The following is a 14737-nucleotide window of genomic DNA, read 5'->3' on the forward strand; positions in this document are numbered from 1 at the left end:
GCAAATCGAAATTGTCAATATTTTTTTATATTTGAAAAAACAGCCGGGCCTGCTTATAATGGACGTTGATCCCCTAGATCACCGCTTCACTTTACCTTGAGCTATGGCGAATCGCCATGCGAACACAAGGTTCTTCCTATACGCTTGCCCCCAGATTACTATGAGGGGGTAACTTTCCTATGTTTTTGACAGAACATAAACTCCAATCGCGTCTCCATGAATTGTCCGGCTATCGTTACCGTGAAGCCAAACCTATCCCATCTTTTCTTAGTTTAGAAGATACTCGCAAAGAGATTAATCCCGCTCTGCCCCAGGTCGATGATTCTTGGTCTGTAATGAACACCGGCGATACCTGGAGCGGCCGCGATTTGTATTTATGGTTGTCTGCGGAGGTAGAAATTCCATCCGCATGGGCCGGCAAAAAAGTGCTTGGCCGTTTTGATTTCGGTGAAACCGGCGCCGGCAACAACTCCGGGTTCGAATCGCTCTTCTATTTGCACGGCAAGCCGTATCAAGGCGTCGATTCCAATCATATGGAAGTATTCTTCAATGAGGATTTATCCGGAAGCAAGCAGCATCTGTTGTTCCGTCTATGGTCGGGGCTAGAAGGCGGAGGACAGCGGAAAAATCAAACGCATGGCGTTCGTCTTGCCGAAATTTGCTGGTTGGATGAAATTGCTGATGATTATTACTATACCCTGAAAGCAGTCACGGAAACTGTAAAAGTGCTGGATGAGAATATGCCTGAGCGCGCACAATTGCTCAAATTCGCTGACAAGTCTCTGACTTTTATCGATTGGAGCGAACCGGGCTCGGAAACGTTCTATCAGTCGGTTTACGAGGCGAGAGATTACCTCTCGGCAGCGATTGACCGGATGGAGAAAGCCTCTCCGGTGGAAATTACTTGTATCGGACATACGCATATCGATGTGGCCTGGCTTTGGCAGCTCAAGCACACCCGCGAGAAATCCGCCCGCTCCTTCTCTACGGTGATGCGTTTAATGGAAATGTTCCCGGAATATATTTTCCTGCAAACACAACCTCAGCTGTACGAGTATGTCAAGAATGACTACCCTGAGCTCTATGAAAAAATTAAAGACCGGGTGGCCGAAGGCCGCTGGGAAGCCGGAGGCGGCATGTGGCTGGAAGCAGACTGCAACCTGACCTCGGGCGAGTCGCTTGTTCGTCAGCTGCTAGTCGGCACTAGATTTCTGAAGCAGGAATTCGATGTCGATTGCGATTATTTGTGGCTGCCCGATGTGTTTGGCTATAGCTGGTCTCTGCCGCAGATTTTACAAAAGTCCGGCATTCGGACATTCATGACGACGAAAATCAGCTGGAATCAATACAACCGGATGCCGCACGACACCTTCCATTGGCGCGGAATCGACGGTACAGAGGTGCTGACTCACTTCATCACGACGACTGAGCCGTGGTCACAGCCGGGATCGTGGTTCTATACTTACAATGGTCAGATCATCCCGAAGACCGTTAAAGGAAGCTGGGACGCCTATCGCAACAAAGAGATGAATCAGAAGCTGCTTCTGTCGTATGGCTATGGCGACGGCGGCGGCGGCGTGAACCGCGAAATGCTGGAAATGCGCCGCAGACTGGATCGGATTCCAGGCATGCCGAAGCTGAAAACAGGCCGAGCGGATGAATTTTTCCGGGAATTGAATGAGACGGTGGAGCAAACCGACAGCTATGTGCATACATGGGATGGCGAGCTGTATTTGGAATACCATCGCGGAACATATACAAGCCAGGCATACAACAAACGAATGAACCGGAAGCTGGAGCTGCTGTATCGTGATGCGGAGTGGCTGAGCGTCATGAACAGTGTATTGAGCAGGGATTGGGAGCAGTATAGCGGCCAGGCGCTGAACGATGGCTGGAAAATCATCCTGCGCAATCAATTTCACGATATCATTCCCGGTTCATCGATCCGTGAGGTGTACGAGGACAGCACGATTGAATATGCGGACGCCGAGCAAATCGGGCGAGGGGTGTGGCATAAAGCTGAGCATGGTGTTGTAACCAATGATCAAAATCAGGTGTACACCGTATGGAATTCCTCCCCCTGGAGCTGGAGCGGACTTATTGAAATTCCGGTCACAGAAGGATTGGAGCAAGGCGTCTGGCAGGATCATGAAGGACGGTCCCTTACCGCACAGCGTACACAGGACTTCTGGGTGATTTGGGTGGAGGAGATCCCTTCGCTTGGACATACAACGATCCAATTCCATAGTGCTTTGCCCGCTTCTGAAGGGCAGAACCCTTTCATCCTGAAAGACAACGGGATTGTCACGCCATACTATGAGCTGGCCTGGAACGAGCAGGGACAACTGACCTCTATTTTCGATCTGGAGGAACAGCGCGAAGTACTGGCAAGCGGCGCTCGCGGCAATGTGTTCCAACTGTTTGAAGACAAACCGCTGGCCCATGAAGCTTGGGATATTGATATTTTCTATCAACAGAAGTCCAAGGAATTGAATGATTTGCAAGGTGTCGAGGTCCTCGAATCCGGTGCGCTGCGCACCGTCATTCGCTTCAACTGGAAATATGGCAAATCAACGCTGAAACAGGACATGATTGTATACAGTGACAACCGCCGCATCGACTTCGCAACGGAAGCGGATTGGCATGAGCGTCAGCAATTGCTTAAAGTTGCATTCCCTGTAAACGTGCGCTCAACGGAAGCGACCTTTGATATCCAATACGGAAACGTGAAGCGTCCGACCCACTGGAACACAAGCTGGGATATGGCCCGCTTTGAAACCGTCGGCCATCAATGGGCGGATCTGTCCGATAAAGGTTATGGCGTCAGCCTGATGAACGATTGCAAATACGGCTACGACATCAAGGACAACGTCCTGCGGCTATCGCTGATTAAATGCGCGATTCATCCGGATATTGAAGCGGATCAAGGACATCATCGCTTCACCTACTCCTTGTTCCCGCATCAGGGCGACTGGCTGCAAGGGGATACCGTGCGCCATGCCTGGGCACTGAATAACCCGCTTCGCTACACGGAAGGCGCCGCGGATGCTCCGGCAAGATCAATGTTCAAGCTGTCCAGCAGTACGGCGATGATCTCTGCAGTGAAGAAATCAGAAGACCGCAATACCGTTATTGTGCGGGTTCATGATTTTTCTGGCAGCCGAAATGCACTGACGCTCGAAAGCGATCTTACGCTCGCCGCCTGGAGAACGTGCAACCTGATGGAGCAGCCGGAAGGGGATTGGCAGCATCAGTCAATCATCAATTTTGTGCTTGAGCCTTATGAAATCACTACTTTTGAAATTGATTTGCAGGCCTAGGTGTTCTAACCAATGATAAAGGGACCGCGATCGCAACAAGCGATACGCGGTCCCTTTATATAAGGCTATGTTAAATTCTAATGTTGATATTTTACCATAAGAAAACCGCCTGGGTGAAAGGCGGTTTGTTGAGCTATCGTCACCCGTTAGTTTTGCATTTCGTACAATACATCCGTTAGTCCGTTGGGATAAAGTATCTTTTTCCCTGACAATATTTCATCAATTTTTAACCATTTTGCACTGGTAGTCTTCTCTCCCTCAACCAACGTAAAACGTTCTTTGTTATACAGCTTGGTATCCTTAAAATCTACTAAGTATATTTGAGTTATTTCATGACCTATATTCTCGTCTATACGGAAGATATTCTCTAAACATGTAATGTACCGTTTGATAATTACCTCAATGCCTAATTCTTCATGAAATTCTCTTATTAATGTCTCATTTGACTTTTCTCCAAGCTCGATTGTTCCCCCAATTGGGCGGTAGTAATAACCGATTCCTTTAGAATGTTTACCTTCGTTTTCCTCCAAAAGAATATGATTATCCTTAATGATTAGACCTAAAGTATTAGCCCGTGGATACATCAAACAGCGCCCCTTAGATACAAATTCGTTCTAAAAATTATCATAACTACCGTTAAACTAATCTGCCCGTTAACTTAACAAGAAGCAGAAAGCCGAAGTTTTGTGTTCGTTTTGGTCCTTGCTTATGCCACAATATTTGGCTTTTCCGCCTCGTTTACTGGCTTGTGTTCGGTGATGTTCCGCTTGCCCTTTTCTGAGTATAGAAAGTAGGTCTCGTCTATTTCAACGATACCTTGAAAAGATTCGGTTGGAATCTGTATAGACAAATCACCTCCGAACCGAATTGTTACTTTCATTTCAGAACATTCGTTCGTAATTATCAAATGTCAACATTAAGGTTTAAACAACGCCTTATATAAAGCTACATGTGCTTGCTACAATGCTATATATATTGCTCGACGGTCTGGACATATTTTCGCCGCGAGGAATTCAATTCTGCTTCGACTCTGCGCTGCAATGCAGCTAAATCCGACAGTATTTTGTTTACCTCCGACCGCTTGCCCTCCACCTGATGCAGCATGTCGTTGATTTTCCCCTGGACGATCCAGTCCATAATGAAGCCATCAAAGAAATAATCCGAGAACTTAAGAAATCCGCCAATCTCAATATGGACCGGCATTTGCTCGCCCACGTCCCGCAGCTCCTTCTCGAAATGCCGCATACTGTTCTGGGCACGGTACAAATCATTCATCGCCTCATCCAGACGGCCGTGCTTAATATGCGTCGAGATCATGCCGCCGCCAAGCATATCATAGGTACCCCAGTTTTTAGCCGACCGCAGCTTGTCAACGGCGCTGTCCAGATCATGAGCAACCGAACGCCCCGCCCGCAGCGCTTCTTCCAATTCCTTGTTCTGTACGCTTAGGGCCGCCTGTTCTTCCGCCAAAGTCCGCAGCTCTTCATTTTCCTGCAATACCTGACGCTCCTTGGCCTCAAACACTTGATCATAATCGAGCTTCCAGAACTTCACTTCCGCCAGCTGTTTTTTGGCTGCGGCGATCTGCTGTTCCGTATGCTGCAGCGCCCGATCCGCTTCATCGTATTTCAGCTTGGCTTCAAGCACCTCGCGCTGCTCCTGATCGAGCTTTTCCGTCTTTTTGCCGAGAATCGTGTACAGTAAATTGGACAAGGACAAGCCGCTCAATTGCTCGACATCCTTCTCCTCTGCAGCCAGTCTCCGGCTAGCTTCCTCTCTCGCACGCTCCAACCCGGCGAGCTCTTCCTCCAACTGTTGATGGCGCTTCTCCCACTTCTCTTTTTTCCGCCCCATCTCCTTCAGTTCCGCCAGGCGTTCATTCATATCCTCAAACATGCCGTATCCTCTCCTTCTAAACAAAACACGATACAAGTACTATATTTTCGAATACCGATATGACCGGCAGATACGCTTTGCGCGCAATGTCTCCAAGACCGATGATGCCTATGGGCAAATGGGTTCCTCCTAATTGGTCATTGTAATAGCGCTTACCATGTAGTACGCATTTACCCTTATAAAGTTACATAAAAAAGGCACCTTTCGGGTGCCTTGTGATCCTTTTTTCAAATGATATATAACTTGCATTACCGCCCCTCCGCAACAAATCGTTCTATTGCCATTTCACTCCAACTGGGTTAGGAACGGCCGGGGAGTGGTCGTCTGCATGGCTGCACAGTGTAATAATGTAATCCGGAAATATACGCTTTTTTTATGATTCATATCGAACTCCTCTTTCCGAAAATAATAACAACGTAATCTATCCTATTAACAATAGCCATAAATAAAGTCCAGTTAACGTAATGACCAGCGTTGGTATCGTAAGAATAATTCCAGTCCGGAAATACTGGCCCCACGTAATCTTAATGCCTTTTTTGGACAACACATGCAGCCACAGTAAGGTGGCCAAGGAACCGATCGGTGTTATTTTTGGCCCGAGATCCGAGCCGATCACATTTGCAAAAACAAGTGCTTCTCTCATAACACCCGTTGTACTCGTACTATCTATTGCTAATGCGCCAATCATGACCGTAGGCAGATTATTCATTACGGATGACAGCAGCGCCGTCAGAAGGCCCATGCCTAATGTGGCCGCGTAGAGCCCCAGATTCGCAATTTCCTGTATCCAGCTTCCGAGCTGATCGGTTAACCCGGCGTTGCGAAGCCCATATACGACGACATACATCCCGATGGAGAAGACAACGATAGACCATGGCGCCTCTTTGATGACTTTGGATGTCCGTATATCCGGGCTGCGCCGGGCAGCGATGATGAATAGGACCGCCACTGCCCCCGCCGCCGCCGATACAGGTATACCGATGAACTCGCTGGATAAATACGCCGCCAGCAGCAGAAGCAGGATGATCCAGGATAACCGGAACATTTGGGGATCCCGGATCGCGTCCTGCGGATTTTTTAACTGCGCCTCGTCATAATAGGCAGGAATTTGTTTGCGGTAGAACAGGTACAACACGAGCACACTGGCACTAATCGAAAATAAAGTAGGTATGATCATTTTGATAAAATAGGCGCCGAACCCGATCCCGAAATAATCCGCTGACACGATGTTGACCAAATTGCTCACGATAAGCGGCAGCGACGCCGTATCCGCTATAAAACCGCTCGCCATAATGAATGGCAGCACCATGCGGTCCTCGAATTTGAGCGCCCTAACCATTGCCAATACAATCGGTGTAAGTATCAGCGCAGCGCCATCATTGGCGAATAACGCGGCAACCAGCGCACCAAGCAGAATGACATAGACGAACATCAATTTTCCGCTGCCGTTCGCCAGCCGGGTCATATGCAGTGCAGCCCATTCGAAGAATCCGATTTCGTCCAGCAAGATAGAAATTATTATAATCGCAATAAAGGCGAGTGTGGCATTCCAAACGATAGCTGTGACATCAAGCACGTCTTGAAAGCCAACCACGCCAAACAGCAATGCAAGTATCGCGCCCCCCATTGCCGACCAGCCGATGCCAAGCCCTTTGGGCTGCCATATAACCAAGGTTATTGTAAGCGCGAATATGCTAAAAGCAATGTAAACCATCCGTTCTCCTCTTCCATTAACAGCAGTTGTTCGCTGAGCATTTCTTAATCCACTCCAGTTGTTCCACAGGTACAGGAACATGCTCCATCAGAGCCTGGACATGAGGCTTGTCCTCCAGCGTCAAATCATAATACACCCATGACCCGCGTTTATCTTCACCTACCAGACCTGCCTCCTTCAGCTTGCGCAAATGCTGGCTGACATTCGGCTGCGTCGTCTGCAGAGCATCCACCAAATCACATACGCAGTGCTCCCCTTCTCGCAAAATCGTTAATAGCGTCAAGCGTGTTCTGTCAGCCAGCAGCTTCAAATCCCGAATGATCTCTTCCATAGAGAGCCTCCTTCCTTCATTATTTTTAGCTACACCGATTATATAATTACTCAGTTATATAATCAATTGATTATATGTATTTTTTTGCGTACAAGTAAAAAAGGCGCCAATAAGGCGCCCTCTCTCTATTGAAGTTCTTCTATATGACCTTCCCTTCGGAAGGATCCTTGATTTGCAATTCCTGTGCATATCGCGAGACCTGTAATTCCAGCGGCGAACAAATACATATTTACGATTCCAAGCCACTCAGCAATGCCGCTCATCGCGATTAGTGATATGCCGAATACTGTATTCAGCAACGTCGCTTGCGCCGAAAACACTTGAGGCAGCCGCTCCTTGCTTGCGCTGCGCTGAATTAACGTGCGGCGAGATACAGCAGACAGTTCGGTTAACGGTCCTGTTAACAACACGAGCAGCAACGTCAGCGGAGCATTAGAATTCATGGCGAACAGTACCGTCAGGATAGCATAGCCGAGCATGCCTGCCAGCATCGCCGTAAAAATCCTCTTTTCCAGCCGGTCGACGAACGCTACGACAAGCAGCCCGCCAAGCACAGCACCAGCAAAATAACTCGCATTGATATAACCCCACCACTGCTCATCCTTCAGCAATACTTCTTTGACGAATACAAGCATAAACGCACCGGCCCACACCGAACCTCCTAGCATATCCGTCATATCCATGACCGTTAAAGCTCGCAGCCTCGGCGATTTCCAGATTAGCACCCAGCCTTCCTTAAGCGTGTCCCAGCGGGAAGGCGACTTGATCTCGCCGCTCGGATCACTCGCTGTCTGCGCCTCATTCATCGTCACATGGCCTTGTCGAGACGCAGTTCGCCAATCCCATATTCCCCGCCTTTGCGGTTCTAGCGGATCCTCAATCCAGAATGTCACGAACATAGCCAATCCATAGCCAACAGCAACGATAACCAGAACTGGAAAAGCTCCCAGCTTCGCGACCATCAAGCCGCTTAACGCCCAGCCAGCAAACTGAATGATCTGATCGGTCGTAGCCACCATTCCGTTGGCCTTCATTAGCACCTCATCCGATACAAGACGCGGAACGAGCGCATTTCGCGCGGGAGTCGTCCAGCCGTCCAAGAAAGAGATGCAAGCAATGATTCCATAGATAAGCAGGAAATTGCTCCCCTCGCTCCATGGAGACAAATAGAAAGCCAACAGACTAAACAAGAGAAACTGCCCGGACTGCGATATCGCTAGCAGAAAGGGCAGCTTATACTTGGCAACCATAAGCGGCGCAAGAAATCCGCTTGTTAACTGGGCCGTCACCCGGATGAACGGAACCAAGGTTGCAAATATAATGGAGTTGGTGGTGCTCAGCACGAATGTCATCAGCGCGACAAGGTAGAAGACGTCTGCCATATTGGACAGCGCCTGCGAGCCCCACAAGTAATAAAAAGACTTCTTGAACATGAACTGTAAGCCTCCGTATTCCATTGCATTAAATTTTATTTAGCAATATCTCAATTTGATGCAGCTTACAGTTCAAAATCAAATCGGTCTCATCGTAGACTCCTATCCGTTCAAGTATTTAATACTAATATACTAGCCTTCAATCAGTCCTTTTTCAATAAGAAAATTACGGGCAACCTCTTCTTCCTTTAAACCTTCTACATCCACGTCAGCATTCAGCTTCTGCATCTCTTCATCGCTGATTAATCCGCCCATTTGATTCAAAACTTGTTCCAATTCCGGATACTTATCCAACGTTTCTTGACGGATCACCGGTCCTCCATCATAAGGCGGGAAAAACTCCTTGTCATCCTTCAATATGACCAGGTCATGCACCTTGATTTGCGCGTCCGTAGCATAGGCGTTCGTTACATCCGTCTCCCCGTTTGAAATCGACTGATACATGATGCCGTGATCCATCCCTTTTTGCTGCTTAAAATTCATATTATACAGCTTTTGTATCCCTGGAAAACCGTCATCGCGGTCAAGAAATTCGAACTCAACGCCAAGCACCATTTGTTCTGACACTTCAGCCAAATCGCTAAAGGTTTCGAGATTGTACTGTGCTGCCGTCTCGCGTGTAACAGCTAGCGTATACGTATTGTTAATGCCGAACGGCTCCAGGAACACCAAATTGTCCTCGGCAAGCAGCTCTCTTGTTTTAGCCAGTGACTCTGCGGAATTTCCGGTCTCTTCTTGATAATAGTTGGCGACAACCGTGCCAGTATATTCCGGGTATAACTGAATTTCATCATTCTTCAGTGCGCTCCAAGCGACATTGGAGCCGCCCAGGTTAACCTGGCGTTTTACTTTAATGTCCGTTTTATGTTCAATCAGCTCTGCCATCATCAAAGCGAGCAGCATATTTTCTGTAAAATTTTTCGACCCTACCGTAATTTCTTTGGCACCGTTTGCCTCTCCTCTGCTGACTGCCCCGCCGCCGCATGCACTTAACAGCATCGCCAGCAAAGCCAGCGCCAACATCCCTGTCATCCATCTTTTTGCATTCATAACCATTTGAACCTCCATTTTGAATACCTATTGATCATTGTATTGTTTTCAATTCGATTTGTTTTTTTGTTTATACTTTCAAGCCTTTCGGCGTCACTGCCTTCTCCAGCAAACCGAGCAAGTAATCCATCACCAGTGCCAGCATCGCCGCTGGAATAGCCCCCATTAAGGTAAGTGCTTCAATGTTACGCTGGATGCCGAGGAAAATATATTCACCGAGCCCTCCTGCTCCGATAAAAGAGGCTAAAGTAGCCGTACCGACATTAATGACCGCCGCCGTTCGAATTCCCGCCATAATTACATTCAAGGCAAGCGGAAGCTGCACGCGGAACAAAATTTGCCATCCCTTCATCCCCATCCCCCTGGCCGCTTCCACAATCGACTTATCGACATCGGTAATGCCGGTGTACGTATTGCGGATGATCGGCAGCAGAGAATACAAAAACAAGGCCGCTACTGCGGTCTTCATCCCGATGCCGAACAACGGAATCATAAATCCTAGCATCGCCAAGCTTGGGACCGTCTGAAGAATACCGGCTGTACCGAGAGTAAGGCCTTTCAGCGATTTAATTCTAGTAATCATAATTCCTAGAGTGATGCCCACTATGATAGCCAGCAGCATCGATAAAAAAACTAGCTCAATGTGTACCCATAACGACTGCACCAATTCACCTTTGCGCATGTCGAACTGGTGAATCATTTGCTCCCATAACGATTTATTTCTCATTTTTCCCCCTCAACTCCTACCCACTGCGCGGCAAATGCCGTTAACAGACTGCTTCTCGTGACGATGCCATTAATTTCCCCTTCTTCGGTGACTACAGGAATAATGCCGAATGGCGCCTGGGTAATTAACGATAGCGCATCTCTGGCGGTTGCAGTATTGGCCAATACGACTTCAGGCGGGACCATGATTTCCTGAATAGTCTGGACATTGTCCATTTGCGCGGCCACGTCATAGGCCGAAACTATGCCGATCAGCTTCCCTGTCTTGTCGCCTACCAACAACGTATCGGTCTTTCTTTGCCGCATAAACGTAAGCGCTCTGCCCAAGCTGCGTTCAGGCAAAGTAGTCGACGGATTATCCCGCATAACTTCGGTGACTGGAATATATTCGGGGTTTTGATACAGCCGGTTTTTCCCGACGAAGCCTTCCACAAATTCGTTAGCCGGATGACTTAGAAGTTGGTCCGGCGTAGCGATCTGTACCAGTTCGCCATCTTTGAGTATGGCAATTTTATCGCCAAGCTTCAGGGCTTCCTCCATATCATGCGTTACGAACACGATCGTTTTCTTTACTTCCTGCTGCAGTCTTAGCAGCTCATCCTGGAGCTGTTCCCGAGTAATCGGATCGAGCGCGCCAAAGGGTTCATCCATAAGAATAATATCCGGATCGGCAGCAAGTGCCCGAGCGACGCCTACACGCTGCTGCTGACCGCCTGATAGCTGCTTCGGATAACGCTTGGCGAATATCGCTGGATCAAGCCCAACCATACGCAGCATTTCGTTCACTCGTTCCTTCTTTTTACTTGTACTCCATCCTTTTAATTCAGGAATCAGACCTACGTTTTCTTCGATCGTATAGTGGGGGAACAATCCGATTTGCTGAATGACATAACCGATATTTTTGCGGAGTGTTACGGGGTTCTCCTGAGTAATGTCTTTGCCTTGGACATAAATTTTTCCTGAAGTATGGGGAATAAGGCGATTAATCATCTTCATCGAGGTTGTTTTGCCACAGCCGCTTGGGCCGATCAAAACAAGAATTTCGCCAGCCTCAATTTCAAAGCTGATGTTTTTGACCGCTTCATACCCGTTAGGATACGTCTTGCTCACTTGTTCAAATTTTAGCATTTTGCCTCCTCTTCCGTTTAAAATCATGTTTTCTTTGATCCCCTTTTCATGGCCAATCAAGCAAATGTAAAAGAGTTTATGTGCTGCCGCAACCACCAATAGGTACTACTATAACAAACCTGCCGACGACTGACAACCTACTAACAATGGACAAGTTGTATGTTAATTAATGGTCTTTCATGCAAAAAAAAAGAGGCTGTCATGGCCTGAAAGCCAGTGCCGACAACCTCTTAGCGTCTATTTATAATCTGTCTATTGATCCATAATTTGATTTACAAAGCGCTCTGTTTTTTCATAAATTTTAGCGTCTCCCACGAAAACAAGATAGTCGTTTTCCCTTAAAATAACATGCGGCCCTGGCGAAATGGATACTCCCGTCCCTCTGCGCAGCGCAATGACGGTAGCACCTGTATTTTGCCAAAACTGCAGGTTCCCAATCGTTTTGCCGACGGCATGGGACTGTTCCTGAATTTGGATTTCCATCGGGTTATAAGGCGTCAGGTTTTGCAGCCGGTCCGATGCCTTCGTAATTTTGCCCAGCAAAATCTCAAACCTGCGGTCGACTTCTTTCTTCTCGGACATCAGAAGCTCAAGGTCACGCTTCAAAGAATAGGCGGATTTCAAATAATTGCTGCTTGTTAAGTACTCGCGGGCCTTTTGATCCGAAATGACGACAATGCCTTTGCCTTGGGAGACGGAGACGATTCCCTCGTCCTTTAATAAACCGATCGCCTTGCGAATGGTTTCTGGGGAAACATGATATTGAGCCGCCAACAAAGAACGCCCTGATATTTTGCTCTGAACGGAAAGCTCCCCACTAACGATTCTCTGAGCAATATCAAGCGCTATGGATTTGTAGACAGCAATTTCCTGCATTGCAACAACTTCCCCCTTTAAGATAATTACGTTCAGTATACCTCTTTTTACATCGCAATTAAACAGTAGTCCGCCAGAAGCCAGATCCGTTTACAGTCAGTTAACACGTCTATAGTATTATAAAATTGCAGAAAACGTTTTTGTGTGTGGTGACGATACTTTGGAAGGATAAAGGGAATTATGCCTGAACAAACAAAAACAGTAATGACAAATAATTCGCGGCAAGACATGGGGCAGGGCATGCGGCAAAGCACGATGCAAATCTTCCTTGCCTCCCTCAAATTAGGACTGACCTCTTTTGGAGGACCTATCGCCCATCTTGGATACTTTCACCATGAATATGTCAAACGGCGCAAATGGATGGATGAAAAAGCTTTTGCCGACCTGGTAGCGTTATGCCAGTTTCTGCCCGGTCCAGCCAGCAGCCAGGTTGGCATCGGCATCGGCTTCCGCTGCGCAGGCTGGGCCGGCGCACTTGCCGCTTGGTGCGGATTTACGCTGCCCTCCGTCCTCATTTTAGTGCTGTTCGCCTTCATCATGCGCGGGATGAATTTAGGGGATGCCTTATGGCTTCATGGATTGAAGCTGACAGCTGTAGCTATTGTTGCCCAGGCTGTATGGAATATGGGGACAAAGCTCGCCTATGGCCGAAGCAGAGCCTCTATTGCACTGGCCGCCGCTGGGATAAGTCTGCTATGGCAGAGCGCTATCAGCCAGGTCGTCCTTATTACGGCAGCAGCAGGGTTAGGGCTGTATCTATATCGTAAAGAGGCCCAGCGTGAGCCTGTCGTCGCAGGGCATGTCGTTGAACCTGCCGATACGTCATATAGCCGCAGCCGCCGCATACAGGCGGCAACTTGCTTGGCGCTGTATTTCGCCTTGCTCCTGCTTCTTCCCCTGTTGAGCCGATGGTCAAGCGGAGAAGAAATACATTTATTTGACAGCTTCTACCGGGCAGGGTCCCTCGTCTTCGGCGGAGGGCATGTTGTCCTTCCGCTGCTTCAGGAGGAGGTCATCCCGCGCGGCTGGATTAGTCTGTCCGATTTTATCGCCGGATATGGCGCAGCCCAGGCTGTGCCCGGGCCGCTATTTACGTTCGCCGCTTATTTAGGTGCATTGCATAGCGGAATTACCGGCGCGGTCATCGCAACCGCAGCCATCTTCTTGCCGGGATTTCTGCTAGTGGCCGGCGTTCTGCCGATTTGGGACAACCTGCGCAGCAGCGAAAAGGTTCAGGGAGCGCTGCAGGGCATCAATGCCGCTGTCGTCGGCCTGCTGCTGACCGCATTATACGATCCGATCTGGACCGGAGCGGTCGTTTCCACGTACGATTTTATTGTAGTCTTAGGCCTGTTCGCAATGCTTGTCGTCTGGAAGTTGCCTCCCTGGTGCGTTGTCATTGCAGGCGCTATGTGCGGGATGCTGATGGGATTCATCTGATGAGGCAGCTTTTAAAACTTTTAACGGTGACACACTGTGCTGCCTAATGACTATTGTTCGTAAATCATCTTTCGGGTCATTCCCCCGTCCACGATGAGATGCGTTCCGGTGACGAAAGTATTGTCGGGATGGGTTAAATACAGGCAGGCTTGAGCAATATCTTCAGGCTTGCCTACCCTGCCTGCCGGATGCTGGGCGTGATCCTCCCTGCGCAGCTCCTCATAGCTTCCCGTTTCGATCCATCCGGGGCTGACGCAATTCACCCGAATACGATCAGGGCCTAACGAGACCGCCAGCGCATGGCTAAGGGCCACAATCGCTCCCTTTGATGCCGCATAGGCTTCGGAATTCGGTTCGGACATGACCGAGCGTGTGGAAGCAATGTTGACTATGGCGCCTCCTTGGGTATTCCGCTTCATCAGCTTGGCCGCTTCCCGGGCCACAAGAAAACAACTGCGCACATTAGTGTTAAGCACGTCATCCCACTCTTCGGCCGTCAGCTCCAAAGGCGATTTGAACCTCGACACGCCCGCATTATTGATGACGATATCTATGATCCCATACTCATGTTCAATATGTTGAATTACTTCAATAATATCCCGTTCATGGCGAACATCGCACAAAATAAATTGTGACTTTCCGCCGTTATGCCTGATGGCTTCTGCGGCCGACTCACCTTGCTCCAAATTGACATCAGCGATAACGACCGTACCTCCGCGCTTGGCGTAGGCTTCAGCAATGCCCCTCCCAATCCCCTGTGCTCCGCCGGTGACTAATGTTACTAGGTTATCGAATGACATCCTCGTCAAAGTCCCCCTTTAAT

Annotated in this window: 12 protein-coding genes and 1 pseudogene; 2 read left to right on the plus strand and 11 right to left on the minus strand. The window is 48.6% G+C overall.

Features of this window, described 5'->3' with window-relative positions; translation table 11 throughout:
• Positions 1–179 precede the first annotated feature (179 nt).
• Positions 180–3320, plus strand: a complete 3141-nt coding sequence (locus G358_RS0114670; RefSeq protein WP_019637993.1) for an alpha-mannosidase — start codon at positions 180–182, stop codon at positions 3318–3320.
• Positions 3321–3466: 146 nt separating this feature from the next.
• Here the strand turns inward: G358_RS0114670 and G358_RS0114675 are convergent, their stop codons facing one another.
• The 10 genes and pseudogenes from G358_RS0114675 to G358_RS0114725 form a co-directional block, all read right to left on the minus strand.
• On the minus strand, positions 3467–3904 hold the full coding sequence (locus G358_RS0114675; RefSeq protein ID WP_019637994.1) for an NUDIX hydrolase: 438 nt from the start codon (positions 3902–3904) through the stop codon (positions 3467–3469).
• Positions 3905–4015: 111 nt separating this feature from the next.
• Positions 4016–4161: pseudogene (locus tag G358_RS33115) on the minus strand (IS1595 family transposase); the annotation flags it as partial.
• Positions 4162–4286: 125 nt separating this feature from the next.
• On the minus strand, positions 4287–5216 hold the full coding sequence (locus tag G358_RS0114685; RefSeq protein WP_019637995.1) for a hypothetical protein: 930 nt from the start codon (positions 5214–5216) through the stop codon (positions 4287–4289).
• A 421-nt stretch (positions 5217–5637) separates the two neighbouring features.
• Positions 5638–6930 carry an arsenic transporter gene (locus G358_RS0114695; protein ID WP_019637997.1) on the minus strand — a complete coding sequence of 431 codons (1293 nt, stop codon included), beginning with the start codon at positions 6928–6930 and terminating at the stop codon, positions 5638–5640.
• A gap of 16 nt (positions 6931–6946) precedes the next feature.
• A complete protein-coding gene (locus G358_RS0114700) occupies positions 6947–7261 on the minus strand; it encodes an ArsR/SmtB family transcription factor (RefSeq protein WP_019637998.1) in 315 nt (104 codons plus the stop codon).
• A 125-nt stretch (positions 7262–7386) separates the two neighbouring features.
• Positions 7387–8694, minus strand: coding sequence for an MFS transporter (locus G358_RS0114705; protein ID WP_019637999.1), 1308 nt, complete (start codon positions 8692–8694; stop codon positions 7387–7389).
• Between the two features lie 132 nt (positions 8695–8826).
• Complete coding sequence (locus G358_RS0114710; protein ID WP_157274376.1) at positions 8827–9744, minus strand: glycine betaine ABC transporter substrate-binding protein; 918 nt, start codon at positions 9742–9744, stop codon at positions 8827–8829.
• A 70-nt stretch (positions 9745–9814) separates the two neighbouring features.
• A complete protein-coding gene (locus G358_RS0114715; protein WP_019638001.1) occupies positions 9815–10471 on the minus strand; it encodes an ABC transporter permease in 657 nt (218 codons plus the stop codon).
• Complete coding sequence (locus G358_RS0114720; protein ID WP_026342270.1) at positions 10468–11598, minus strand: ABC transporter ATP-binding protein; 1131 nt, start codon at positions 11596–11598, stop codon at positions 10468–10470. The genes G358_RS0114715 and G358_RS0114720 overlap by 4 nt, the downstream gene beginning before the upstream one ends.
• A 252-nt stretch (positions 11599–11850) precedes the next feature.
• A complete protein-coding gene (locus G358_RS0114725) occupies positions 11851–12474 on the minus strand; it encodes a GntR family transcriptional regulator (protein WP_019638003.1) in 624 nt (207 codons plus the stop codon).
• A 180-nt stretch (positions 12475–12654) separates the two neighbouring features.
• Here G358_RS0114725 and G358_RS0114730 point away from each other — a divergent pair, with 180 nt between their 5' ends.
• On the plus strand, positions 12655–13914 hold the full coding sequence (locus G358_RS0114730; protein ID WP_019638004.1) for a chromate transporter: 1260 nt from the start codon (positions 12655–12657) through the stop codon (positions 13912–13914).
• 50 nt (positions 13915–13964) lie between these two features.
• Here G358_RS0114730 and G358_RS0114735 read toward each other — a convergent pair whose 3' ends face one another.
• Positions 13965–14714 (minus strand): SDR family NAD(P)-dependent oxidoreductase, encoded by a 750-nt coding sequence (locus tag G358_RS0114735; RefSeq protein WP_019638005.1) that lies wholly within the window; start codon positions 14712–14714, stop codon positions 13965–13967.
• Positions 14715–14737: the final 23 nt, after the last annotated feature.

Origin of the sequence: Paenibacillus fonticola DSM 21315 (assembly GCF_000381905.1) — a bacterium.
Taxonomy (GTDB): domain Bacteria; phylum Bacillota; class Bacilli; order Paenibacillales; family Paenibacillaceae; genus Fontibacillus; species Fontibacillus fonticola.